This is a genomic window from Micromonospora haikouensis (assembly GCF_000876225.1).
Classification (GTDB): domain Bacteria; phylum Actinomycetota; class Actinomycetes; order Mycobacteriales; family Micromonosporaceae; genus Micromonospora; species Micromonospora haikouensis.
Map to the genome: position 1 here is coordinate 1,449,447 of NZ_JXSX01000003.1, position 23,646 is coordinate 1,473,092.

Annotated in this window: 23 protein-coding genes; 15 read left to right on the forward strand and 8 right to left on the reverse strand. The window is 74.4% G+C overall.

Going from position 1 to position 23,646, the window contains the following annotated elements; translation table 11 throughout:
* Positions 1 to 3: 3 nt before the first annotated feature.
* Genes TK50_RS27510 through TK50_RS27530 form a run of 5 tightly spaced genes read right to left on the reverse strand, consistent with a single transcriptional unit; the run spans position 4 to position 3,692 of the window.
* Positions 4 to 495 (reverse strand): hypothetical protein, encoded by a 492-nt coding sequence (locus tag TK50_RS27510; protein ID WP_144420418.1) that lies wholly within the window; start codon positions 493 to 495, stop codon positions 4 to 6.
* On the reverse strand, positions 492 to 1,706 hold the full coding sequence (locus tag TK50_RS27515) for a molybdopterin-dependent oxidoreductase (RefSeq protein WP_241774130.1): 1,215 nt from the start codon (positions 1,704 to 1,706) through the stop codon (positions 492 to 494). Before TK50_RS27515 ends, TK50_RS27510 begins: the two co-directional genes overlap by 4 nt.
* Positions 1,703 to 2,344, reverse strand: coding sequence for a methyltransferase domain-containing protein (locus tag TK50_RS27520; RefSeq protein WP_043968318.1), 642 nt, complete (start codon positions 2,342 to 2,344; stop codon positions 1,703 to 1,705). Before TK50_RS27520 ends, TK50_RS27515 begins: the two co-directional genes overlap by 4 nt.
* Positions 2,341 to 3,036, reverse strand: a complete 696-nt coding sequence (locus tag TK50_RS27525; RefSeq protein ID WP_043968319.1) for a TIGR04282 family arsenosugar biosynthesis glycosyltransferase — start codon at positions 3,034 to 3,036, stop codon at positions 2,341 to 2,343. The genes TK50_RS27520 and TK50_RS27525 overlap by 4 nt, the downstream gene beginning before the upstream one ends.
* Positions 3,033 to 3,692, reverse strand: a complete 660-nt coding sequence (locus TK50_RS27530; RefSeq protein ID WP_043968320.1) for a glycosyltransferase family 2 protein — start codon at positions 3,690 to 3,692, stop codon at positions 3,033 to 3,035. Before TK50_RS27530 ends, TK50_RS27525 begins: the two co-directional genes overlap by 4 nt.
* Before the next feature lie 153 nt (positions 3,693 to 3,845).
* On the opposite strand from TK50_RS27530, the gene TK50_RS27535 reads away from it, so the two are divergent.
* Positions 3,846 to 4,895, forward strand: coding sequence for an NAD-dependent epimerase/dehydratase family protein (locus TK50_RS27535; protein WP_043968321.1), 1,050 nt, complete (start codon positions 3,846 to 3,848; stop codon positions 4,893 to 4,895).
* Positions 4,892 to 6,271 (forward strand): hypothetical protein, encoded by a 1,380-nt coding sequence (locus TK50_RS34560; RefSeq protein WP_043968322.1) that lies wholly within the window; start codon positions 4,892 to 4,894, stop codon positions 6,269 to 6,271. The genes TK50_RS27535 and TK50_RS34560 overlap by 4 nt, the downstream gene beginning before the upstream one ends.
* A gap of 62 nt (positions 6,272 to 6,333) precedes the next feature.
* Here the strand turns inward: TK50_RS34560 and TK50_RS27545 are convergent, their stop codons facing one another.
* Entirely contained in the window at positions 6,334 to 6,705 is a 372-nt protein-coding gene (locus tag TK50_RS27545) for an ArsR/SmtB family transcription factor (RefSeq protein WP_043968323.1), read from the reverse strand.
* 299 nt (positions 6,706 to 7,004) lie between these two features.
* Here TK50_RS27545 and TK50_RS27550 point away from each other — a divergent pair, with 299 nt between their 5' ends.
* From TK50_RS27550 to TK50_RS27595, 10 genes are all read left to right on the forward strand, one after another.
* On the forward strand, positions 7,005 to 9,716 hold the full coding sequence (locus TK50_RS27550) for an alpha-L-rhamnosidase (RefSeq protein WP_158499202.1): 2,712 nt from the start codon (positions 7,005 to 7,007) through the stop codon (positions 9,714 to 9,716).
* Positions 9,713 to 10,693 carry an ABC transporter permease gene (locus tag TK50_RS27555; protein WP_052503960.1) on the forward strand — a complete coding sequence of 327 codons (981 nt, stop codon included), beginning with the start codon at positions 9,713 to 9,715 and terminating at the stop codon, positions 10,691 to 10,693. Before TK50_RS27550 ends, TK50_RS27555 begins: the two co-directional genes overlap by 4 nt.
* Complete coding sequence (locus tag TK50_RS27560; RefSeq protein ID WP_043968326.1) at positions 10,690 to 11,580, forward strand: ABC transporter permease; 891 nt, start codon at positions 10,690 to 10,692, stop codon at positions 11,578 to 11,580. Before TK50_RS27555 ends, TK50_RS27560 begins: the two co-directional genes overlap by 4 nt.
* Entirely contained in the window at positions 11,577 to 12,608 is a 1,032-nt protein-coding gene (locus TK50_RS27565) for an ABC transporter ATP-binding protein (protein WP_043968327.1), read from the forward strand. The genes TK50_RS27560 and TK50_RS27565 overlap by 4 nt, the downstream gene beginning before the upstream one ends.
* Entirely contained in the window at positions 12,605 to 13,597 is a 993-nt protein-coding gene (locus tag TK50_RS27570; protein ID WP_043968329.1) for an ABC transporter ATP-binding protein, read from the forward strand. Before TK50_RS27565 ends, TK50_RS27570 begins: the two co-directional genes overlap by 4 nt.
* 79 nt (positions 13,598 to 13,676) lie before the next feature.
* Positions 13,677 to 15,269 (forward strand): ABC transporter substrate-binding protein, encoded by a 1,593-nt coding sequence (locus TK50_RS27575; RefSeq protein WP_144420420.1) that lies wholly within the window; start codon positions 13,677 to 13,679, stop codon positions 15,267 to 15,269.
* 47 nt (positions 15,270 to 15,316) lie between these two features.
* A complete protein-coding gene (locus TK50_RS27580) occupies positions 15,317 to 16,114 on the forward strand; it encodes an SDR family oxidoreductase (protein WP_043968334.1) in 798 nt (265 codons plus the stop codon).
* A 48-nt stretch (positions 16,115 to 16,162) separates the two neighbouring features.
* Complete coding sequence (locus TK50_RS27585; protein ID WP_043968336.1) at positions 16,163 to 17,092, forward strand: NAD(P)-dependent oxidoreductase; 930 nt, start codon at positions 16,163 to 16,165, stop codon at positions 17,090 to 17,092.
* A gap of 3 nt (positions 17,093 to 17,095) precedes the next feature.
* Positions 17,096 to 18,028 (forward strand): zinc-dependent alcohol dehydrogenase, encoded by a 933-nt coding sequence (locus TK50_RS27590; RefSeq protein ID WP_043968337.1) that lies wholly within the window; start codon positions 17,096 to 17,098, stop codon positions 18,026 to 18,028.
* Positions 18,029 to 18,141: 113 nt separating this feature from the next.
* Complete coding sequence (locus tag TK50_RS27595) at positions 18,142 to 18,861, forward strand: MBL fold metallo-hydrolase (protein WP_228986735.1); 720 nt, start codon at positions 18,142 to 18,144, stop codon at positions 18,859 to 18,861.
* A gap of 58 nt (positions 18,862 to 18,919) precedes the next feature.
* Here TK50_RS27595 and TK50_RS27600 read toward each other — a convergent pair whose 3' ends face one another.
* Together TK50_RS27600 and TK50_RS27605 are read right to left on the reverse strand one after the other, a co-directional pair.
* On the reverse strand, positions 18,920 to 19,777 hold the full coding sequence (locus TK50_RS27600) for a fumarylacetoacetate hydrolase family protein (RefSeq protein ID WP_043968340.1): 858 nt from the start codon (positions 19,775 to 19,777) through the stop codon (positions 18,920 to 18,922).
* Between the two features lies 1 nt (position 19,778).
* Entirely contained in the window at positions 19,779 to 20,567 is a 789-nt protein-coding gene (locus tag TK50_RS27605) for an IclR family transcriptional regulator (RefSeq protein ID WP_052503961.1), read from the reverse strand.
* Between the two features lie 169 nt (positions 20,568 to 20,736).
* On the opposite strand from TK50_RS27605, the gene TK50_RS27610 reads away from it, so the two are divergent.
* Genes TK50_RS27610 through TK50_RS27620 form a run of 3 tightly spaced genes read left to right on the forward strand, consistent with a single transcriptional unit; the run spans position 20,737 to position 23,620 of the window.
* A complete protein-coding gene (locus TK50_RS27610) occupies positions 20,737 to 21,510 on the forward strand; it encodes a (Fe-S)-binding protein (RefSeq protein WP_241774131.1) in 774 nt (257 codons plus the stop codon).
* On the forward strand, positions 21,507 to 22,955 hold the full coding sequence (locus TK50_RS27615; RefSeq protein ID WP_043969462.1) for a lactate utilization protein B: 1,449 nt from the start codon (positions 21,507 to 21,509) through the stop codon (positions 22,953 to 22,955). The genes TK50_RS27610 and TK50_RS27615 overlap by 4 nt, the downstream gene beginning before the upstream one ends.
* Positions 22,952 to 23,620, forward strand: a complete 669-nt coding sequence (locus tag TK50_RS27620) for a LutC/YkgG family protein (RefSeq protein WP_241774132.1) — start codon at positions 22,952 to 22,954, stop codon at positions 23,618 to 23,620. Before TK50_RS27615 ends, TK50_RS27620 begins: the two co-directional genes overlap by 4 nt.
* The last annotated feature ends 26 nt before the right edge of the window (positions 23,621 to 23,646 follow it).

Genomic DNA, 23,646 nt, shown 5'->3' on the forward strand with positions numbered 1-23,646 from the left:
ACGCTACCGACCGGCGGGCGGCGGGCCGCCACCGCCGGGTCTTTCGGATTGCTTACGGCCCGCCGCCGGCCGGCCCCTCCCACGGCCCGCCGTCAACCGCCGTCGCCGGTCCGCCGTCAGGCCCCCCGCCAGTGCCGCGCCGGCGACGAGGAGCAGGACGGCGGCGAGGTTGCGGCCGTACGGCAGCGGCAGCACCGAGGGGTTGTCCGGGGGCCGGCCGAAGCCGAGGACGAGCGGCACCGCCACGACGGTGAGCGCGGCGGCGCTGACGGCGGCGGCACGCGCCACGGGCCGGTGCCGGCGCGGGACGAATCGGGCGACCGCCGCGCCCCCAGCCAGCAGCACGACCATCCAGACGAGGTCGTGACCGGCCAGCACCCCGGCCAGGAAGAGCAGCACGCCCGCCGGCTTCAGGTCGGGGTCGGCGCTGCCGCCCACGACGGCGTACCCCATCAGCAGGACGCCGACGGCGACGAGCACGCTGCGGACTCTCATCGCGGCTCCCGCACGGTGATCCTGGCGACCCACTTCGTCTGGAGCACGCCGGGCCGGTTCGGCGCGATCAGCCGCGCCGGGTAGCCGTGGTCCGGGTGCAGGGGCTCGCCGTCGAGCCGCAGGGCGATCAGCGTCAGCGGGTCGCGGGCGTGGGCCGGCGCGACGGTCGACGCGCGGTACCGGCCGGCGGCCTCCAGCGACTCGACGAGGACCTCCGCGCGGTCCGGGTCGCCGCCCACGAGGGCCACCAGGTCCCGCAGTCGCACGCCGGTCCACCGCCCGGTGGCGCTCCACCCCTCCACGCAGGCGATCGGCAGGTCGGCGGTGTGCTGCGCGAAGGCGTGCAGGGCGGCGAGATCCAGGTCGGCCCGCCCGGCGGGGCCGACGACCGCCAGCCGGTAGGACGGGTCGAGCGCCCGCGCGCGTACCCCGGCGTTGTCCGCGGTCTTGTTGACCGGCAGCCCCTGCGGCCCCACGTCCGGCCGGCGGGGCGCGAGCACCGCCAGGCCGGACAGCGGCCGGACGGTCTGCCCGACCGTGGTCAGGGTGATCAGCCCGGCCGCGGCGGCGACGCCGCCGAGCAGCCCGCGCCGGCTCAGCCGGTCCGGCGGCGTCCCGGCGGCGGTGCGGGCGAGCGCGCCGCGCACGGTCGGCAGGTGTACGCCGACGTGCACCAGCAGCGCGCCGACCGCCAGCCACGCCACCCAGTAGTGCCCGGCGGTGAAGAAGAACGGCATCGGCGCGTACCAGCGGGAGACGTTCAGGACGCCGCCGACCACCTGGAACAGCGCGGCGGCGACCAGGACGCCGACGCTGGCGCGTTCGAGCGCGTGGGCGACCGAGCGGACCGGCGGCCAGGCGAACAGGTGCGGGTAGGCCGACCACAGCTTGACGCCGAGCAGCGGCACCGTGGCGAGCCCGGTCGCCACGTGCAGGCCCTGGGTGAACCGGTAGAGCCCCACCGGGCGGGCCGGCCACCGGAACCAGCCCGGCGGATCCTGGACCAGGTGGCTGAGCAGCCCGGTGAGGAAGCAGACGGCGAACGCCACGCCGAGGGCGACGCCGAGCTGGCTGGTCAGCCGCGTCGACCGCAGCCGGGACGGGAACGCGCCGGCGCGCATGGGTCCCCGCCGCAGCGCCGCGGGCGGTGCCGGCAGCGGCGTCGACCACCAGCGGGCGAACCGCCGCAGCGCGGTCGGACGGCCGGTCACGCGGGGCCGAGGGTGGCGAACCATCGGCCCGCCGCCGTCCAGGTGTCGAGGATGCGCAGCGCCGTGGCGTCGGCCAGCGCGGGCAGGTCGTCGAGGGGCACGCAGGCCCAGCTCAGCGGGCTGCCGACGCCGCCGGGGGCCTGCACCATGGCGGTGCCGGACCAGGCGGGCGTGCCGGGCGGCGCGACCTCGGCGTGCAGCCGGCCGTCGGCCGTCAGGAGCCGGCGGCAGCGGCGCAGCAGCCGGTGCGGGTCACCACCGATGCCGATGTTGCCGTCGGCCAGCAGCAGATGCTGCCAGCGGCCGGTGCCCGGCACCGGGTCGAAGACGTCGCGTTGCAGCGCGACCGCGCCGCGGCCACGGGCCAGGCGGACGGCGGTGGCGCTGATGTCGATGCCGAGGGCGGGGCGGCCGGCGGCGATCAGCGCGCCGGTGAGCCGGCCGGGTCCGCAGCCGACGTCGAGGGTGGGCCCGGTGCAGCGGGCGAGCAGCGTCGAGTCCCCGGCGGTCGCGTCCCGGCACCAGACGGTCGGGTCGAACCGCAGCTCGCCGCCGCTGGAGTGCCGGGCCGTGAACGCGGCGGGGACGCCCGACGCGGCCCGGTCGAACACGGCGTCGAAGACCGCGACGGCGTTCACCGGCCGACCGCCGCCGCTGACGGCACGTCGGCGTCGACGGCGACGGCGAACCGGCTGCCCGGTGGGCACAGCGCGGCCACGGCGTGCGCGTCGGGCGCGGTGTCCACGTCGCGCAGGCGGGGGAGCAGGTGGACCCGCAGCCCGCGCTGGCGCAACGCGGCCAGGGTGAGCCGTCCGGTGTGCGCCGTCGAGGTGGGGATCGCGCGCAGGGCCTCGGCGTGGCCGGGCTCGCGCAGGCCCAGCGCCCACCAGCCGCCGTCGTCGGCCGGGCCGAGCACCGCGTCCGGCCCGTCCGCCGTGCCGAGCAGCCCCACGGCGGCGTCGAGGTGCGCGGCGGTGAGCTGCGGGGTGTCCATGCCGATCAGCAGGGTCGCCGCAGCCGTCCCGCAATGGTCGGCGACCAGGCGGGTGTCGGCGACCGGGCGGGTGTCGGCGAACGCGTTGGCGAGGCGGTCGCTGAGCGGGCCGCCGCGCTGGGCGAGCCGCGCCCAGCCCGCCGGGGCCGGATGGTCGCCGTCGACGACCAGGATCCGCGCGCCGGCCGTGGCCGCGGCGACGGTGTCGAGGGTGTCGGCCAGGGCCGCTGCGGCGATCCGGGCGGCCTGCTCGGGGGTGCAGGGCGGGCAGAGCCGCGTCTTGACCCGGCCGGGCTCCGGGGCCTTGGCCAGCACCAGCACCTGGGGGGCGCTCACCGGGCCAGCACCGCGCTCATGTCCCGGACGGCGCGGACGGTGCCGAGCACGGTACCGGTCACCTTCGAGCGGGTGCCGGCCGCCCGGGGGTGGTAGTCGACGTCGACCTCGACGACCCGCCAGCCGGCCCGGCCCGCCGCGATCAGCAGCTCCAACGGGTAGCCGAACCGGCGGTCGCGCAGCCCCAGCGCCAGCAGGTCGGCGCGGCGCACGGCCCGGATCGGCCCGATGTCGTGGATGTCGAGGCCGGTCGTGCGGCGCAGCCGACGGGCCAGGACGGCGTTGGCGACCCGGGCGTGCGCGGGCCACACCCCCCGCGCGGCCGGGCGGCGCCGCCCCGTGCCCAGGTGCGCCTCGCCGGCCAGCACCGGGTCGGCCAGCCGGGGCAGCTGCGCCGGGTCGAAGGACCCGTCGGCGTCCATCACGCACACCACGCCGTCGCCGGGGTCGGCCGCCAGGACACCGGCGTGTACGGCGGCGCCGTAGCCGGGCTCGGCGACGCTGATCACCTCGGCACCGCAGGCGCGGGCCACCTCCGCCGAGCCGTCGGTCGAGCCGTTGTCCACCACGATCGGCCGGTAGCCGGCCGGCATCCGGGCCAACAGGTCGGGCAGGGCCGGGGCCTCGTTGCGGCAGGGAAGAACCACATCGGTCATGCCGCGGACGCTAGGACCTGATCCGCCCGGAAATCCTTACCTGACGGTGACAGAGTCTTACGGAACGGTGACCCGGCCCGGAGTTCTTACGAACCGCTGACGGTAGGCCGCGGCCGGGGCGGATCGCCGCGTCCCGGCTCTACCGTCGGCGCCGTGACCCACGTACTCGTTACCGGCGGCGCCGGATTCATCGGAACCCACGTCGTGACCGCCCTGCACGACGCCGGCCACCGCGTGACCGTCGTGGACGCCGGCCATCCCGGCGCACACCGCCTGCCGCTGCCGGACACCGTGGCGGGGGCCCCGCTCGTCCGGCTCGACCTGCGGGACCGGCCCGCCGTCGCCGGCGTCCTGGCCGGCGTCGACGTGGTGGTCCACCAGGCGGCCATGGTGGGGCTCGGCGTCGACCTGGACGACCTGCCCGAGTACGTCGGCTGCAACGACCTCGGCAGCGCGGTCCTGCTCGCCGCGATGGCCCGCGCGGGCGTGCACCGGCTCGTGCTCGCCAGCTCCATGGTCGTCTACGGCGAGGGCGCTTACGCCTGCGCCGGGCACGGTGCGGTCCGCCCCGCGCCGCGAAGCGTCGCCGACCTGGCCGCCGGTCACTTCGAGCCGGTCTGCACGAGCTGCGGCGCCGCCGTCACCCCGGGACTGGTCGACGAGGAGGCCCCGCTGGACCCGCGCAGCGTGTACGCCGCCACGAAGGTCGCCCAGGAGCACCTCACGGCGGTCTGGGCCCGGCAGACCGGCGGCACCGTCGTGGCGCTGCGCTACCACAACGTGTACGGGCCCGGCATGCCCCGCGACACGCCGTACAGCGGGGTCGCGGCGATCTTCCGCTCCGCGCTGGAGGCCGGGCGGGCGCCGCGGGTGTTCGAGGACGGTGGCCAACGCCGCGACTTCGTGCACGTCCGCGACGTGGCGGCGGCCAACCTCGCCGCGCTGGAGGCGACCGGCACGCGCACGGGCTGGCGCGCGTACAACGTCGCCTCCGGTCGCCCGGCCACCGTCGGCCAGTTGGCCACGGAGCTGGCGCGGGCCGCCGGCGGGCCCCCGCCGGTGGTCACCGGCGAGTTCCGGCTCGGCGACGTGCGGCACGTGGTCGCCTCGCCCGCCCGGGCCGAGGCCGAACTCGGGTTCCGGGCCGCCGTGGGGCTCGCCGACGGGATCACGGAGTTCGCCCACGCGCCGCTGCGCGGATGAGCGTCCGGCTGCCGAGCGCGGTGTCGTCCCCCTCGACGGAGCGGGGGCGGCGTCCGCCGCGGGCCGACCTGATCGCCGCCGCCGTCGCGCTCGGCCTGTTCGCGGCGGCCGCCGTCACCGGCGGCGTGCTGTACGCGCTGGGCCGCCCGGTGTACGCCAGCGCGGCGCCGCTGTCGGCGCACTGGCTGCCGCACGCCGGCCCCGGCACACCGGCGGCGCTGCTGCTGGCCGCGCTGGTCTGCTGGCGCGGGCCGGCGCTGGCCGCCCGGCTGCCCTGGCGGCCGCTGCTGGCGCTGTCCTACGCCACCGCCGTGGCCTGGACGCTGTCGCTCGCCCTGGTCGACGGCTGGCGGCGCGGCGTCGCCGGCCGGCTGACCACCGTCCACGAGTATCTGCACGAGGTCCCCGGCGTCTCCGACATCCCCGCCATGCTGGGGGATTTCACCACCCGGATCCTCGACTTCCAGCCGGACTCCTGGACCACGCACGTGTCCGGCCACCCGCCGGGTGCGCTGCTCGTCTTCGTCTGGCTCGACCGGGTCGGGCTGGGCGGCGGCGGCTGGGCAGGGGTGCTGTGCATCCTGGCCGCGGCGCTCGTCGCCGTCGCCGTGCCGCACACCGTACGCCTGCTCGGCACCGGCGCGGCGGCCCGTGCCGTGCTGCCGTTTGTGGTGCTGTTCCCCGGTGCGGTCTGGTCCGGGGTGTCGGCCGACGGGCTGTTCGCCGGGGTGACCGCCACCGGCGTCGCCCTGCTGGCGCACGGCGTCACCCGGGGGCGTGCCGTGGGCGCGGTCGCCGGTGGCGCGCTGCTGGCCTTCGGCTGCTACCTCTCCTACGGGCTCGTCCTGATGGCCCCGGTCGCCCTGGCGGTCGTCGTGCTGGCGGGCCGGCACCGACGCACCGTGGGCTGGGCGTTCGCCGGGGCGGCACCGGTCGTGGCCGCGTTCACGGCCGCCGGCTTCTGGTGGCCCACCGGCTACCATCTCGTCGTCGAGCGCTACTACCAGGGCATCGCCGCCGACCGCGCGTACGGCTACTGGGTCTGGGCCAACCTGGCGCTCGTGGTCGCCGCGGCCGGTCCGGCGGCGGCCGTGCTGCTGCGCCGCGCGGCGCTGGCCGGCCGGCGGGCCGTCGCGCTGCGGCGGCCGGGTGCGGAGCAGGCGACCTGGCTGCTGCCCCTCGCCGCCACGGCGGCGATCGTCGCGGCGGACCTGTCCGGCTACAGCAAGGCCGAGGTCGAACGCATCTGGCTGCCGTTCACCGCCTGGCTCATGGCCGGGGCGGCGCTGATCCCGCCCGCCGACCGCCGCACGTGGCTCGCCGTGCAGGCGGGGGTGGCCCTGGCGATCAACCACCTGCTGCTGACGAGCTGGTAGGCGCGCCCGGCACCAGGTGCCGGCTGACGCCGGTTGCGCTCCGCCGCGGGCGGGTGCTCCGCTCAGCGGGTCTTCCGCGTCGCCCGCTTGCGGGGCGGGGTCAACAGGTCGGCGATCGCCGCGATCGCGGACGGCACCAGCCGGTAGTACGCCCAGACGCCGCGCTTCTCGCGTTCGAGCAGGCCGGCCTCGGTGAGGATCCGCAGGTGGTGGCTCACCGTCGGCTGGGAGAGCCCGAGCGGCGCGGTGAGGTCGCTGACGGACGCCTCGCCTTCCGGGGAAGACTGGATCAGGCTGAGCAGCCGCAGCCGGGCCGGGTCGGCGATCGCCTTCAGCACCCCCGCGAGCCGCTCGGCGTCGGCGCGCTTGATCGGCTCGCCGGTGAGCGGCGAGACGGCGGGCGGGGCGGTTCTCGGAGTTCCCACGCCTGTCATCGTCGCACCGACACCATCGATCGGGCGGTGGATCCGGAACTCGGGTGTCGCCACCAGCCTGCGGGGTGACGCCGGCCGGACATGCCGGCGACGGAGGGTGGCCGGGTCGGTCGGACGGTGGAGGCGCCTCCTGTCCGGTCGCGGAGCGCGGACGACGTTCCGGTGGAGTTCGGGAATGCGCTGGTCAGCGAGGAGCGGGGCGGGAGGTTCATGTATATGAACTTATGTTCTTATCCTTGACAGTCGAGCGCGGCCTGGCAGACGATGCCGGGCGTGTGCAAAATCCCTGTAAACAATCGGTGCCAACAACCGACATCGGCCGGCGCGCGATGACCGCCGAGCCGGGGTGCGGGCCGCGCGGGATGCGGGTCGGTGGGCGGGTCGCGCCACTCGGCGTGCCCGGCACGGCACCCCACCTGTCCTGGTCGGTGCCGGGCGGTGCGGAGATCGACCAGGATCGCGGGTTCCAGGTGTCCGTGGCGGCCTCCAGGCAGGCGGTCGAGTCGGACAGGGACCTCGCCTGGGCCACCACCTGCGCCCGGCCCTGGACGGTGTACGCGGGCCCGCCCCTGGCCTCGCGCGACCGCCGCTACTGGCGGGTCACCGCCACCGACCGCTCCGGCCGCCCGGTCAGCAGCGCGACGGCGGCCTTCGAGGTCGGGCTGACCGACCCGGGGGACTGGTCGGCCACCTGGATCAGCGCACCCGTGCCCACCTACCGGCGGGAGAGCTGGGACCCCTGCCCGTACCTGCGGCACGAGTTCGACGTCGACGAGGTGGGCACCGCCCGGGTCTACGCGAGCGCGCTCGGGCTGTACCGGCTGTGGCTCAACGGCGTCGAGCTGACCGCCGACGCGCTCTACCGCCCCGGCTGGACCGACTACCGCACCCGGGTCTACCACCAGACCTTCGACTGCGGGGCGGCACTGCGTCCGGGCCGCAACACCCTGGCGGCCGTCCTGGCCAACGGCTGGTACGCCGGACGCCTCGGACTGCTGCGCGAGCCCGGCTTCTACGGCGACCGGCCGGCACTGCTGGCCCAACTGGAGATCGACGGCAGGCCGGTCGCCTCGACCGGCGCCGGTTGGCGCGCCGGACACGGGGCCCTGCAGGCGACGGACCTGCTGCGCGGTGAGTCCCAGGACCTGCGGCAGGAGCCGCCGGGCTGGCGGCTGGCCGGCTTCGACGACGCCGGTTGGGCGCCGGCCGAACCCTTCGCCGGGGTCACGCCCCCGGTCGAACCGCAGCCCCACGACCCGATCACGACCTACCAGGTGCACACCGGCCGGCTCGTGCACGAACACGCCCGGGGCCCGGCCGTCTTCGACTTCGGGCAGAACCTGGTCGGTTGGACGAAGCTCACCACGAGATGCCTGCCGTCGGTCGAGTTGATCGTGCGCCACGGCGAGATCCTGACCCCCGAGCAGCTCGTCTACCGCGACAACCTGCGCGGGGCCTTCCAGGAGGACCGCTTCGTGGTGCCCGACGCCGGCCCGCACCAGCTCGCCACGTCGTTCACCATGCACGGGTTCCGCTACGCGGAGGTCTGGGGCCTGCCCAGCCAGCTGCCGCACCACAACTTCACCCTGCTGCCCGACACCTCGATCGAGGCGGTCTCCGTCACCGGACTGCCCAGCCCGGTCGGCGAGTTCGCCTGCTCCGACGAGCACCTGACCCGCCTCGCGGCCAACGTGGCGTGGACCATCCGTGACAACTTCCTCGAAGTGGCCACCGACTGTCCCCAGCGCGACGAACGCCTCGGCTGGCTGGGGGACGCGGGGGCGATCGCGCCGACCGCCGCGTACCACTTCGACGTGTCCGCCTTCCTGGCGAAGTTCGCCCGGGACGCGGCGGACACCCAGGGCCCCGACGGGGAGATCCGCAACTACGCCCCGGCGATTCCGCCCTCCAGCATGCGGCCCGGGGCGCCCGGCTGGTCCGACGGCTTCATCCGCCTCGTCCACCTGCTCGTGCAGCGGTACGGGGACCTGCCGACCGCCGAGCGGCTGTTCGCGTCGATGGTCCGCTTCCTCGACCACGTCGACCGGGCCAACCCGGCCGGGCTGCGGGTCAACGAGGTCGGGGCCGACTTCGGTGACTGGCTGTCGCTGCCGGAACGCGACGGCCTGGAGCTGCACCCGGGGTACGCCTACACCGGCGCCTACTCGACCACCCCGACCGCCATCGTCGACACCGCCCACAGCTACCGCTCCTTCGTCCAGCTCGCCCAGATCGCGGCCTGGCTGGGCAGGGACCGGGAGGCGGCCCGGCTGGCGGACCGGGCGGCGGAGATCCGCGCCGCGTACCGTGCCGCGTTCCCGCTCGCGACCGGCGGCGTCGAGGACGCGACCCAGGCCGCGTACGCGCAGGCGGTCGGATACGGGCTGCTCACCGGTGCCGAGGCCCAGGAGGCGGCGGACCGGTTGCGCGCGGCCATCGAACGGGTCGGTCACGTCACCACCGGCATCCACGGCGTGGAGCACGTCCTGCCCGTGCTCTGCGCGCACGGGCACGCGGACTTCGCGCTCGAACTCCTGCTGCGCAGGCAGATGCCGAGCTGGCTGTACATGGTCGACCAGGGCGCGACCACGATCTGGGAGAAGTGGGACGGCATCCGCCCCGACGGCACCCTCGCCACGGCCGAGATGAACTCCTTCAACCACTGCGCGCTCGGCGCCGTGGGCCGGTTCCTGTTCGAGCACGTCGCCGGCATCGACGCCACCGAGACCACCTGGACCGGGGAGATCACGGTGCGGGCCGCGTACTCCGCCGCGCTCGGCTGGGCCCGCGCCGCCTACGACAGCCCGGCGGGCCCGATCGGCAGCTCGTGGCGCTGGGCGGGCGACGTGGTCGAGCACGAGCTGCGGATCCCCGCGACCGCGTACGCCACCGTCCGGGCACCGGCCGGCGCCCGGCTCGTCGCGGCCGGCCAGGGCGGCGTCGGCGGCACCGAGCTGCGGCTCGGCCCCGGCCGGCACACCGTCGCCGTGCACGGGCTGGTGGCGCCGTGACCCCCGGGTGGCCGCTGGCCCGTACCGTGCTGCTGAAGCTCGTCCGGCTCGCGGCGGTGCTGTTCGTGGTGTCGCTGCTCTGCTTCCTCAGCCTCAGCCTGCTGCCCGGCGACCCCGCCCAGGCGATCCTCGGCGAGTCCGCGTCGCCGCAGGCGGTGGCCGCGCTGCACGAGCAGCTCGGGCTGGACCGGCCGTTCCTGGAACGCTTCCTCGGCTGGCTCGGCAACGCGTTGCAGGGTGACCTCGGCCGGTCCTACGCGACCAACCAGACGGTCGCCCAGATCATCGCCGAGCGGGCCCCGGTCACGATCGAGCTGATCGTGCTCAGCCAGCTCATCGCGATCGCCGCCGCGATCCCCGCCGCCGTGGCGGCCGCCGCCCGCCGCGGCTCGGCCGTCGACCGGGGGATGAGCCTGTGGGTCTTCACCGTCCTGTCGACGCCCAACTTCGTCGTCGGATTCGTCCTGATCTGGGTGTTCGCGGTCCAGCTCGGGCTCTACCCGGCGAACGGCTACGTCCCGGTCAGCGCGGGGATCGGCCAGCACCTCGGCTCCCTGCTGCTGCCCTCGCTCACGCTGGCCGCCGCACCGTTCGCGCTCTACCAGCGCGTGCTGCGCGCCGACCTGGTCGAGACGTACGGCCAGGAGTTCATGCAGGTCGCCCGGGCCAAGGGCATCTCGCCGCTCCGCGCCGCCATGCGGCACGCCTTCCGGCCGAGCCTGCTCAACCTCACCACCTCCGTCGGTGTCACCGTGGGGGTGCTGATCGGCTCGGACGTGATCGTGGAGACCCTGTTCAGCCTGCCCGGGCTCGGCGCCGAACTCGCCCACTCGGTCAGCGCCCGCGACTACGCGGAGGTGCAGGGCCTGGTGCTGGTGATCGCCGCCGCGTTCGTGCTGATCAACGCGGCGGTCGACCTGATCTACGGGCTGATCGACCCGCGGCTGCGGGCGCGGAGCAAGGCGGTGACCCGATGAGCCTCGACGTCGCACCCACGGCCCCGGCCACCGTCGCCCCGGCCCCGCCGAGGACCCCCGCGCGGTCCGGCCGACGGTGGCGGGTGACCGACCTGCTGTCCATGGCCTGGCTGGTGCTGCTGGTCCTGTCGATGCTGCTGCTGCCGACCGTGCTCGGCCTCGACGACCAGAAGATGGCGGCCACCGACCGGTTGAGCGGGCCGTCCGCCGCGCACCTGCTCGGCACGGACAACTACGGGCGCGATCTGCTCGCCCGGGCGCTGTCCGGGGCGCGGGTCTCCCTGTTCATCGGCTTCGGGTCGGTCGCCGCCGCCGCGCTCGTCGGGGTGCCGCTGGGCATGCTGGCGGGCTACCTGCGCGGCCGGTTCGACGCGGTCGTCTCGTTCGTGGTGGACGTGATCCTGGCCTTCCCGGGTCTCATCCTCGCCCTCGCCCTGGCGTCGTTCCTCGGCGCCTCGATCACCAACGTGCTGATCGCGATCACGGTGCCGATGACACCGGTGTTCGTCCGGTTGGCCAAGGCGCAGACCCTGGCGGTGGCCGGCCGCGAGTACGTGGAGGCCAGCCTGGTGATCGGCACACCGGCCCGGTCCATCCTCTGGCGGGACGTGCTGCCGAACATCCGCACCGCCGTGCTGTCGTACGCGCTGGTCAGCATCGGCACCGCGATCCTCATCGAGGGCGGTCTGAGCTTTCTGGGCCTGGGCGTGCCCTCGCCTCAACCCTCGTGGGGAAGCATGATCAATCTTGGCCGGTCCTTCATCGCGAACGACCCGTTGCTGATCGTGGTGCCGGCGGTGTTCATGCTGCTGACGATCCTCAGCCTGAACCTGCTCGCCGACCGGTTCCTGTCCGGGGCGGACGCCGTGACGGGCGGTGTGCGATGACCGGGGACGCCCTGCTGAGCATCCGTGACCTCGTGGTGGAGTTCCCGACCCCGGCCGGGCCGGTGCGCGCCGTCGACCAGGTCAGCCTCGACCTCGGCTTCGGCGAGCGGCTGGGGATCGTCGGTGAGTCCGGCTCGGGCAAGAGCGTCCTGGCGCGTACCGCGATGGGCCTCACCCGCACCAGGGTGGCCCGGGTCACCGGCCAGGTCCGGCTCGCCGGCCACGCCGTGCTCGATCTGAGCGAGCGGCGCCGCCGCGCCCTGTGGGGCCGGGAGGTCGCCATGGTGTTCCAGGATCCGCTCAGCGCCCTGCACCCCATCACCCCGATCGGGGAGCAGATCGCCGAGGCGGTGCGGCGCGATCCCCGGGTGACCCGCCGGCAGGCCGCCACCCGGGCCGTCGAACTGCTCGAAACGGTGGGCATCCCGTTGGCGGCGCAGCGGGCCCGGTCCCGGGCCCACGAGCTGTCCGGCGGGATGCGGCAGCGGGTGGCGATCGCCATGGCCGTCGCCGGTCGACCCAAGCTGATCTTCGCGGACGAGCCCACGACCGCTCTGGACGTCACCGTGCAGGCCCGCATCCTCGACCTGTTCGACGCCCTGTGCCGGGAGTTCGGCATCGGGCTGGTCATGGTGAGCCACGACCTGGGCGTGGTGGGCCGGCACACCGACCGGGTGGCGGTGATGTACGCCGGCCGGATCGCCGAGCGCGGTCCCGTCGCCGACGTCTTCGCCCGCCCCGGCATGCGCTACACCAGCGCCCTCATGGCCGCCATCCCGCGGGCGGACGTGGCGCGGCAGGTCCTGCCCAGGCCGATTCCGGGGCTGCCGCCGAACCTGCTGGACCCGCCGCCCGGCTGCCGGTTCGCGCCCCGCTGCGGCTTCGCGTCCGACCGGTGCCGCACGGCGCAGCCGCCGATGACGGCGCGTGCGGCGGGGGCCGGGCACGAGTTCGCCTGCTGGCACCCCGGCGAACCGGCGGTCGGCGCGGCGGTCGCGCCGCGCCAGGACAGGGAGGTGGCGGAATGACCGCCGAGCGCAGCGCCCCGGTGTTCGAACTCAGGGACGGCTCGGTCCGCTACGGCACCGGCTCGGTCGAGGCCGTCTCGCAGGTCTCGGTGCAACTGCACCGGGGCGAGATCCTCGGCCTGGTCGGCGAGTCCGGCTGCGGCAAGTCCACCACCGCCCGGGCCATGCTGGGCCTCGTCCCGCTCAGCGGCGGCACCCTGCTCCTGCACGGCGAGCCGGTGCGGCGTCACGACCGCCGGCTGCGCAGGTCCGTGCAGGCGATCTTCCAGAACCCGGCGGCGTCGTTCAACCCGAAGCGGTCCCTGCTCGACTCGGTCGCCGAGCCGTTGCGGGTGCACGGGCACGGCACCCCCGCCGAGCGGCGTCGGCGTGCCCTCGCCGAACTGGACCGGGTGGGCATCACCGAACAACTGGCCCACCGCCGGCCCCGGGAGGTCTCCGGCGGCCAGTGCCAGCGCGCGGCGATCGCCCGCGCCACCATCCTGCGCCCCGAGATCCTCGTCTGCGACGAGCCGGTCTCCGCGCTGGACGTCTCGATCCAGGCCCAGATCCTGGAACTGCTGGCCGAGCTGCGCGCCGAGCAGGGGCTGGCCATGCTGTTCATCTCGCACGACCTGGGCGTCGTCGCGTCGCTGTGCGACCGCACGGCGGTGATGTACGCCGGCCGGGTGGTGGAACAGGGCGGCGCCCTCGACATCGCGCACGACCCGCGCCACCCCTACTCCGTCATGTTGCAGGACTCCGTACCCTCCCTTGACCTGGCCGCCGCCCGGGCGCCCCGGGTCCAGCCCACCCCGGGCGCCGAGGACGTCGACGGCCGCCAGCTTGCCGGCTGCCGGTTCGCCACGCTGTGCCCGTCGGTGACCACCGCCTGCACCACGTCGTCGCCTCCGCTGCGGCAGATCGCGCCGCGCCACGAGGTGGCCTGCGTCCATCCCTTCCCGTCGACCACCCCGCGTGTCGCGGCGCAGCCGTCCAACACGGTCTGACCCAGCCTCCGGGCTGCCCGGTCGGCTCGCCGCGACACGGTTCCACCACCCCCGAACCCGTCATCCGAAAGGCCCCGACATGCCTTTTCCCCCAGCCCGCCGCCGCTTCGGCCGGGCGACAGCCCTGCTGCTGACCCCCCTGTTGGCGGTGGCCCTGACCAGTTGCACGACGAAGGCCGGCACCGGCGACACCGGTGGCGACACCGCGCCCCGGGCCGGCGGGACGCTGACGGTCGCCCTGGCGGTCGAGGTGACGACCCTCGACCCCAGCAAGGGATCCGCCAACGCGATGGCGCTGGTCGGCTCGTCGATCTACGACACCCTCATGGTCGTTCCCAAGCTCGGCGACCAGCCCCAGCCCAATCTCGCCAAGTCGCTGACCGCGAGCCCGGACAAGTTGACCTGGACGATGACCCTGCCCACGGGGGTCCAGTTCAGCGACGGCACGCCCTTCAACGCCGAGGCGGTGAAGTTCAACCTGGAGCGCGGCATGGCCAAGGGCTCCACGGCCGCGGCGCTGCTGTCGTCGGTCAAGTCGGTGGAGGCCCCCGACGAGACCACCGTGCTGCTGCGCCTGAAGGAACCCTTCGCCAGCCTGCCGTACGCCTTCGCCTACGACGGCTCCGGCACCGCGGGCTACATCGCCTCGCCCACCGCCCTCAAGCAGCACGGCGACGACTACACGGCCCACGCGGCCGGCGTCGGACCGTTCAAGCTGAAGTCCTGGTCGCCCGGCAAGCCGGTCGAGCTGGTGCGTAACCCGAACTACTGGAACAAGGACCGGCAGGTCTACCTGGACCAGGTCGTCATCAAGACGATCGCCGACCCGCAGAGCGCCTACCAGGCCCTGCAGGCGGGTGACATCGACCTGATGTCGACGGTCAACCCCACCCTGATGCAGACGGCCAAGGCCGACAGCCAGGTCAACTTCGTCCAGGGGGTGGGCGGCGACCAGGACGCCGTCATCCTCAACCTGACCCAGCCGCCGTTCGACGACCTGCGGCTGCGGCAGGCGGTGTCCAAGGCGCTCAACCGGCAGGAGATCGTCGACCTGACCACCGAGGGCTTCGGCAAGCCGGCGGTCAGCCTGTTCCCCGAGGGGAACGCCTTCCACGGCACGGCCGCCGACCCGGGCTTCGACCTGGCCGGAGCCAAGGCGCTGGTCAAGGAGTACGAGACGGCGACGGGCCGGAAGCCGAGCTTCTCCTACACGTGCAACACCATCCGCCCGGCCACGGACGTCATCGTCGCGCAGCTCAAGGCGGCCGGCTTCGACGTCAAGCTCGACGCGCTGGACTACTCGGCGTGGGTGGCCGCCTTCTTCGGCAAGAAGTACCAGGCGATCTGCTGGACCATGGCCGGCTTCCTGACGCCGGACCTGCTGCCCTACCGGTTCCTGTACTCCGGTGGCGACCTGAACACCGGCGGGTTCACCGACGCGACGTTCGACGCCCGGGTGACCGCGGCGCGCGCCGAGTCCGACCCGGCCAAGCGCAAGCAGCTGTGGAACGAGGCGGACACCGTGCTGACCACCCAACTGCCCTGGGTGTGGACGACCAGCGCGCCGATCGGCTTCATCTGGTCGAAGCGGATGCACAGCGCCGACTACGACGAGCCGAGCCGGCTGCGCTACAGCGTGCCCACCTTCGCCAACGCCTGGGTCACGAACTGACGCCGCCGCCGGTCACGCGACCGGCGGCCTGAGGAAGGGAACACCACATGGAGTGGATCGGTCGGGTCGGTGCCGTCACCGGGGCAGCCTCGGGCATCGGGGCCGCGACGGCGCAGGAGTTGGCGGCCCGCGGCGTGCACGTCGTCGCGATGGACATCGACCCGGCCGGTCTGTCCGCCACGGTCGCCGCGATCGAGGCCGCCGGGGGCGCCGCGACCGCCGCCGTCGTCGACGTCGCCGAGCGGGCCGCGGTGCAGGACGTGATCGCCGGTGTGGCGGCGGGGCACGGACGCCTCGACCTCGTCGTCAACTGCGCCGCGACGTTCCTGGCCCGTGGCCTCGACGTGACCGGCGCCGACTGGGACCACGTGCTGCGGGTCAACGTGCAGGGCATCAGCAACGTCGTGCAGGCGGCCCACCCCCTGCTGGCCCGCGCCCCGGGCGCGGCGGTCGTCAACACCGCCAGCATCTCGGCGCACGTCGCGCAGCGGTCCCGGTGGACGTACAACACGACGAAGGCCGCGATCGTCACGCTGACCAGGTGCATGGCGATGGACCTCGCCCCCGACGGCATCCGCGTCAACGTGGTCAGCCCCGGCTGGATCTGGACCCCCGAGGTCAGCCGGGCGGCGGGCGGCGACCGGGCCGCCTGGGAGCCGGTCTGGGGCCGGTTCCACCTGCTGCGCCGCCTCGGGGAGCCGGTGGAGGTGGCCCGCGCCATCGCCTTCCTGTGCTCCTCCGACGCCAGCTTCATCACCGGCACGGAACTGCCGGTGGACGGCGGCTACCTCGCCATGGGGCCCGAAGGGCTCGGGGACGACTCGTCCTTCGCCGGCTCCCGGTAGCACCGCCCGCCCCGCGGGGCGCATCGACTAGTGATTCGAGGAACGACAGTGACCACCAACATCGTCATCACCGACACCAACCTGGGGGACGGCTCGATCGAACGAGCCGTGCTGGCCGGCGACTTCGCGGTCAGCCGGTTCGACGCCAGGACCGAGGACGCCGTCCTCGACGTCGCCGGCGACGCCGACGGGCTGCTGGTGCAGTGGGCGCCCATCACCGACCGGGTGCTGGCCGGGCTGCCCCGGCTGCGTGCCGTAGTGCGCTACGGCATCGGCCTGGACAACATCGACCTGGCCGCCGCCGCCCGGCGGGGGGTCGAGGTGCGCAACGTCGACGACTACTGCCTGGCGGAGGTCGCCGACCACAGCATGGCGGCCGTCTACGCGCACAACCGCCGGCTCACCACGGCCAGCCGGTCGTGCGCCGACGTGGGGTGGACCACCGCGGGCATCGCCCCCGCGCTGCCGCCCGGGCAGGACCCCGTCGGTGTCGCCGGCTTCGGCCGCATCGGCCGCGAGGTCGCCTCGCGGGCCCTCGCCCTGGGTTTCCCGGTGCACGTGTGGGACCCGTTCGTCTCCGACGTGCCCGCCGGCGTCACGGCGCACCCGACGCTGGTCGAGCTCGCCGCTGCGGTCAACCACCTCACCCTGCACGTGCCCGCGACGCCACAGACGCGCGGGATCGTCGACCGCGCGGTGCTCGACGCGCTCGGGGCCGACGGCCACCTGGTGAACACGGCCCGGGGCGCCCTCGTGGTCGAGACCGACCTGCTGGCGGCGCTCGACGCCGGCACGCTGGGCTTCGCCTCGCTCGACGTGCTGGCCAGCGAGCCACCCGAGCAGACGTCCGCGAAGCTGGCCGGGCACCCGCGGGCCCTGGTGACCCCCCACCTCGCGTACCTGTCGACGGTGTCGCTGCCGCAGTTGCAGCGGCGGGCCGCCGAGATCCTGCGCGACCTGCTGACCACGGCGGGCTGACCGGTGCGCGCTCTCGTCTTCACCCGGCCGAACACGGTGGAACTGCTCGACGTCGCGCCGCCCGTACCCTCAGACGGTGAGGTCGTCGTCGCCGTCCGCGCCGTCGGCATCTGCGGCAGCGAGCTGCACGGCATCGGCGACTCCCACTTCCGCAGCCCGCCGCTGATCATGGGACACGAGTTCTCCGGCACCACGAGCGACGGGCGTCGGGTCACGGTGAACCCGCTGCTGAGCTGCGGCACCTGCGACCTGTGTGGCCTCGGCCGCGAGCAGTTGTGCCGCCGCCGGCAGATCCTCGGCATCCACCGGCCCGGCGCGTTCGCCGAGCACGTGGCGGTGCCCGAGCACGCGCTGCACCCGCTGGCGCCCACGATGTCGTTCGAGACGGCCGCGATGATCGAGCCGCTGGCGAACGCCGTGCACGCCCTGAACCTGGCCCGCCCGGCCGAGGGCGCGCGGATCGCGGTCCTGGGCGCCGGCACGATCGGCCTGGTCTCGCTGCTCGTCGCCCGTCAGTACTCGGACGAGGTGACGGTCTGCGACCTGTCCGAGGCCCGCCTGGCGGTGGCCGAGCGCCTCGGCGCGGCGGCCGTCGGCCCGACCCTGACGGGCGAGTTCGACGTGATCATCGACGCGGTGGGCGCCGCGGCCACGCACCGGCTGTCGGTGCAGCGCCTGCGTCCGGGCGGCACGGCCGTCTGGGTGGGCCTGCTCAGCGGCGACGCCGGCTTCGACGGACAGCAGATCGTCCGGGAGGAGAAGCACGTCGTGGGCTCGTACTGCTACACGGGTGCCGAGTTCGCCCACGCGGTCGCCCTCGCGGAGACGGTCGCGCTGGACTGGACCTCACCGTTCGACCTCGCCGACGGGGCCACCATCTTCACCGAGCTGATGCGGGGCCGCCAGGACGTGGTCAAGGCGGTGCTGCGGCCGTGACGGCGCGGCGACGACCCCAGCCGGCCGACCCCAAGGAAAGGAGGAACGCCATGTACGGCGTGCGGCTACTTCATCTCGGTGACGGTGACGTGCCGGGGCCCGAGGTGTACTGGATGTCGGACTGGGACCGCTGGTACCGGCTCGCCTTCCAGGCGGTCCTGATCCAGGGCCCGGGCGTCAACGCGCTGGTGAGCACCGGCCCGGCCCGGGATCTGGGCCCGATGAACGCGCGGTGGGCCACCTTCCTCGGCGAGCGGGCCGCCCTGCGGCGGGCCCCCGGGCAGTGGCTGCCCGACCAGTTGGCCGCCCATGGCCTCGCCCCCGAGGACATCACGCACGTCCTGCTCACTCCGTTGCAGCTCTACACCACGTCGAACGTGCCGTTCTTCCCCCGCGCGCAGATCTGCCTGACCGAGCGGGGGTGGACCCACTTCCACCGGACGACGAAGCACCCGCACGACGACCGCTGGTCCTCCCTGTCGCCGGAGGTGCTGCACCACCTCACCCACGAGGCGTGGGACCGGGTCCGGCTGCTCGCCGACGAGGACGAGGTCGTGCCCGGCATCCGTACCTGGTGGACCGGGTCGCACCACCGCGCCTCGATGGCCGTCGAGATCGACAGCACGGTTGGCGTCGTCACCGTCACCGACGCCTACTTCACCCGCCGCAACCTGGACTCCGACCATCCGATCGGGATCTGCGAGAACATCTACGAGGCCATGGCGGCGCACGAGCGGGTGCGACGGGTCGCCGACGTGCCGCTGACCCTCTACGACGCCGACCAGCTCACCGCGTACCCGGACGGGCTGGTCGCCGAGCCGCCCGGGCGGTGACGTGCCCGGGGTGCGCTTCCCGCTGTCCGGCCCGGCCGGACAGCGGGAAGCGGCGGGGTCAGCCGGCCGCCCGGTGCCCGACGACGGTCTGCTCCTGCCGGCCCAGGCCCTCGATCTCCAGGGCCACGACGTCGCCGACCCTGAGGTAGGGGAACCGGCCGGACAGCGCGACGCCCTCCGGGGTGCCGGTGTTGACGACGTCGCCCGGCATCAGCAGCATGTGCTGGCTGAGGTGGACGATCAGCTCGGGCACCGAGAAGATCATGTCGGCGGTGCTGGAATCCTGCCGGGGCTCACCGTTGACCCAGGACCGCAGCCGCAGCCGGCCGGGGTCGAGCTCGCTCGCCGGGCGCAGCACCGGCCCGAGCGGGTTGAACGTCTCCGCGCACTTGCCCTTGGACCACTGGCCGCCGGAGACCTCGATCTGGAAGGCGCGCTCGGACAGGTCGTTGGCGAGCGCGTAGCCGGCCACGTAGTCCAGGGCGTCGGCCGGGTCGGTGAGGTGGCGCGGCGTGCGCTTCATGACGACGGCCAGCTCGACCTCCCAGTCGGTCTTCGTCGACCCGAGCGGCAGGATGACGTCGTCGTCGGGGCCGACCACGCAGCCGGGGTGCTTGAGGAAGACCACCGGGTGCTGCGGCGGTGCGGCGCCGGACTCCGTGGCGTGGGCCGCGTAGTTCATTCCGATGCACACCACGGCGGGCGGTCGCGCGATCGGTGCGCCGATCCGCTGCCCGGCCGTGTCGACCGGGTCGAGCGTGCCGGCGGCGAGGGCGGCGGCCACCCGCTCGATGCCGTCGGTCTCGAAGAAGGAACCGTCCAGGTCGGCGGTCAGCCCGGTGAGGTCGTACTCCCGGCCCTCGTGGCGCACGGCCGGGCGTTCCTTGCCGGGAGCGCCGAAGCGGAACAACTCCATGTCAGTCCCTTCGTGTCGTGGGTGCGGCGCCGTCCCGGTAGCCCAGGCGCAGCGAGAGCTGGTGGGCCGTGGAGCAGAGCGTGTCGATGGTGCGCCGGATGAGTTCGGGTGTCTTGCGGACCTCGGGAATGGAGACGCTGATGGCGGCCCGGGTGGTGGCCCGCAGGCCGTTCAGCGGGGCGGCGACGCAGAAGACGCCCGGGGTGTACTCGCAGTTGTCGATCGCGTACCCGTGCGTGCGGGCCTGCCGGACGGCGGCGACGAGCTCGGGGAGCGAGGCGACGGTCTGCGGCGTGTACCGGACGAACTCCGTGTCGGCGAAGCGGTCCCGCAGGTCGTCCTCGTCGAGCTGGCTGAGCAGTGCCTTGCCGATGCCGGTCGCGTACGCCGGCAGGCGCACGCCGACCCGGGAGGCGAGGCGCAGGTGGTGATCCGGATCGACCTTGGCGATGTAGACGTTGTCGGTGCCGTCGAGGGTGGCGAGCTGGACCGTCTCGTTCAGCGTGTCCCGGAGGGTCTCCATGTACGGCAGCGCGACCTTCTCCAGGTCGTTGATCGCGACGTAGCTCTGGCCGGCCTGCCACAGTCGGATGCCGATGCGGAACCGGCGGGTGTCGGGGTCCTGTTCGAGGAAGCCCCGGGCCGTCATCGTCATGAGCAGCACGTAGGTGCTGCTCTTGGGGAACTCCAGGCGGCGCTGGACCTCGGTCAGGGTCAACCCGTCACGGTGCTCGGTCAGCAGGTCGAGGATCGCCAGCGTGCGGTCTGCCGACTTGACGAGAGTGCTCATAGGAACGGACCTGTTCATGTAGATGAACCGTGGTTTTGATACTGGTACCATACAACCTCGTCGCCGCCCGTGGGTCACCGGGTCGGGCGGCACGCCGAAAGGACATCGATTGGGCCAGGATGCCGGGCCTTGCGCCCGTACCGTCGCGTCAGCTCCGTCCCCGGTCCGGGTGGCGCTGTTCGTCACCTGCCTCGTGGACGGGCTGGTGCCCCGCGTCGGCGCCGCGACGGTCGCGGTGCTCGAACGGCTGGGCCTCGACGTGGCCGTGCCCCGGCGACAGACCTGCTGCGGTCAGCTCCATGTGAACTCCGGCTACCCGGACCAGGCGCTGGCCCTGGTCCGCAACCACGTCGCGGCGTTCGCCGACGCCGAGGCGATCGTCGTGGCCAGCGGCTCGTGTGTGGCGGCGATCCGGCACCAGCACGTCGAGCTCGCCCGGGCGGTCGGTGACGAGGGGCTGGCCGCCGAGGCGGCCGCCGTCGCGGCACGCACCTACGAGCTTTCCGAGTTCCTCGTCGACGTGCGCGGCGTGCTGGACGTCGGTGCGTGGTTCCCCCACCGGGTGACGCTGCACCAGGCGTGCCACGCGCTACGCCTGCTGCGCACCGGCGACCGGGCGCGACGACTGCTGGACCGGGTCGAGGGCATCGAGCTCGTGGACCTGCCCGACGCCGACTCCTGCTGCGGCTTCGGTGGCACCTTCGCGCTGAAGAACGCGTCGGTGTCCGCCGCCATGCTCGCCGACAAGCTGCGGGCGGTCGACGCGACCGGGGCGACCGTCGTCACCGCAGGGGACGCCTCGTGCCTCACCCACCTCGGCGGCGGGCTCTCCCGCGCGGCGGCGAGGGCCCGCACCGTGCACCTGGCCGAGATCCTGGCCGCGACCCGAGATCGACCGTGGGCACCGCCCGGTGCTCCGCCGCACCCGAGGAGACGACCGTGACGGTGTTCCTGGGCCTGCCCACCGCGTCGCCCGGCGTCGGCAACCTGCACGCCGCGACGCCGTTCCCGACCGCCGCCGCCGAGGCGCTGCGCGACGACCAACTGCGGCGCAACCTCTCGCACGCCACCCGCACCATCCGTGGCCGGCGACTGCAGACGGTCGCCGAGCTCGACGACTGGGAGCAGCTCCGGGCCGCCGGAGCCGCCATCAAGGACGACGTGCTCGACCACCTCGACCGCTACCTGCTCCAGCTCGAACGGGCGGTGACCGCCCGGGGCGGCACGGTGCACTGGGCCCGGGACGCGGCGGAAGCCAACGCCATCGTCGTCGACCTGGTCCGGCAGGCCGGCGCGACCGAGGTGGTCAAGGTCAAGTCGATGGTCACCGCCGAGATCGGCCTCAACGAGGCGCTGGCCCAAGGCGGCATCGGTGCCGTCGAGACCGACCTGGCCGAGCTGATCGTGCAACTCGGCCGGGACCACCCCAGTCACATCCTCGTGCCCGCCATCCACCGCAACCGGCGGGAGATCCGCGACATCTTCCGGCGCGAGATGGCCGGGGTGGACCCCGCGCTCGGCGACGAGCCGGCCGAGCTGGTCGAGGCGGCACGAGCCCACCTGCGGCAGCGGTTCCTCACGGCGCGGGTGGCCGTCTCCGGGGCGAACTTCGCGATCGCCGAGACGGGCACCCTGGCGGTCGTCGAGTCCGAGGGCAACGGGCGGATGTGCCTCACCCTGCCCCGCACCCTCATTACCGTCATGGGGATCGAGAAGGTCCTGCCGAGCTGGCGCGACCTCGAGGTGTTCCTGCAACTGCTGCCCCGCTCGTCGACCGCCGAGCGGATGAACCCGTACACGTCGATGTGGACCGGCGCGGTGGAGGGGCAGGAGTTCCACCTCGTGCTGCTCGACAACGGGCGCACCGCGACCCTGGCCGACCCGGCTGGTCGGGCGGCCCTGCGGTGCATCCGGTGCTCGGCGTGCCTGAACGTCTGCCCGGTCTACGAGCGCACGGGCGGACACGCGTACGGCTCGGTCTATCCCGGGCCGATCGGCGCGGTGCTCACCCCGCAACTGACCGGGGTGGCCGACCACCCCCACCTGCCGTTCGCGTCGACCCTGTGCGGGGCCTGCTTCGACGCGTGCCCGGTGGCGATCGACATCCCGCGCATGCTGGTGCACCTGCGGGCGCAGGCGGTGGCGGCGGGCGCGCGGCAGCGGCGGCTGCCGACGTCCGAGGCCGCCGCGATGTCGGTGCTCGGCTGGCTCATGTCCAGCCCGGGGCGCTGGTCCGCCGCCCTACGGGCGCTGTGGCTGGGGCGGGTCCTGGGCCGGCGTACCGGTTGGATCCGCCGGTTGCCGCCGCCGATGTCGGCGTGGACGAGGTCGCGGGACGCGCCCCGCCCGCCGCGCCGCCCGTTCCGGGCCCGGGGCAGGCGGCGGTGAGCCGCGACGTGTCCAGCGGCGGGACCGGACGCGACGCCGACGCCGCGCGGGCCGAGGTGCTGCGCCGGGTCCGGCTCGCCGTCGGGACGCAGCCGCCCGGCGTCGGGGTGCCCCGGGACTACCGGGGCGTCGGCGCGCGTCCGGCCGACGACCCGGTCGGGTTGTTCGTGGAGCGGCTGACCGACTACCGGGCGAGCGCGTACCGGTGCGGTGCGGACGAGGTCGGCGGGGCGATCGCCCGCATCCTGGGCGAGCGCGGCCGGACCCGCATCTGCGTCCCCCACGGCCTGCCCGCGCGGTGGACCGCGCCCGGTTGGCAGGTGATCGGCGGCGGCGCGCCACCGGACCCGGTCGCGCTCGACGCCTTCGACGGGGTGGTCTCCGGTTGCGCCCTGGCGATCGCGCTCACCGGCACGATCGTGCTGGACTCGGGGCCGGGCCAGGGCTGGCGCGCGGTCACCCTGGTTCCCGACTACCACCTGGTGGTGGTGCGTGCCGAGCAGATCGTGCCGGCCGTGCCGGACGCGGTCGCCCGACTCGACGCCACCCGGCCGATGACCTGGATCAGCGGGCCCAGTGCCACGAGCGACATCGAGTTCGACCGGGTCGAGGGGGTGCACGGTCCGCGCACGCTGGACGTGCTGGTGGTGGCCGAGGGCCGGTAGGCCCTCCCGGCCGGGCGGGGCCTGTC

Bases quoted from the DNA above. Each gene is read 5' to 3' on its own strand.
- TK50_RS27595 (WP_228986735.1), top strand. From the start codon at position 18,142: ATGTCGGACTGGGACCGCTGGTACCGGCTCGCCTTCCAGGCGGTCCTG.
- TK50_RS27530 (WP_043968320.1), bottom strand. From the start codon at position 3,692: ATGACCGATGTGGTTCTTCCCTGCCGCAACGAGGCCCCGGCCCTGCCC.
- TK50_RS27580 (WP_043968334.1), top strand. From the start codon at position 15,317: ATGGAGTGGATCGGTCGGGTCGGTGCCGTCACCGGGGCAGCCTCGGGC.
- TK50_RS27605 (WP_052503961.1), bottom strand. From the start codon at position 20,567: ATGAGCACTCTCGTCAAGTCGGCAGACCGCACGCTGGCGATCCTCGAC.
- TK50_RS27575 (WP_144420420.1), top strand. From the start codon at position 13,677: ATGCCTTTTCCCCCAGCCCGCCGCCGCTTCGGCCGGGCGACAGCCCTG.
- TK50_RS27510 (WP_144420418.1), bottom strand. From the start codon at position 495: ATGAGAGTCCGCAGCGTGCTCGTCGCCGTCGGCGTCCTGCTGATGGGG.
- TK50_RS27565 (WP_043968327.1), top strand. From the start codon at position 11,577: ATGACCGGGGACGCCCTGCTGAGCATCCGTGACCTCGTGGTGGAGTTC.
- TK50_RS27600 (WP_043968340.1), bottom strand. From the start codon at position 19,777: ATGGAGTTGTTCCGCTTCGGCGCTCCCGGCAAGGAACGCCCGGCCGTG.
- TK50_RS27560 (WP_043968326.1), top strand. From the start codon at position 10,690: ATGAGCCTCGACGTCGCACCCACGGCCCCGGCCACCGTCGCCCCGGCC.
- TK50_RS27570 (WP_043968329.1), top strand. From the start codon at position 12,605: ATGACCGCCGAGCGCAGCGCCCCGGTGTTCGAACTCAGGGACGGCTCG.
- TK50_RS27545 (WP_043968323.1), bottom strand. From the start codon at position 6,705: ATGACAGGCGTGGGAACTCCGAGAACCGCCCCGCCCGCCGTCTCGCCG.
- TK50_RS34560 (WP_043968322.1), top strand. From the start codon at position 4,892: ATGAGCGTCCGGCTGCCGAGCGCGGTGTCGTCCCCCTCGACGGAGCGG.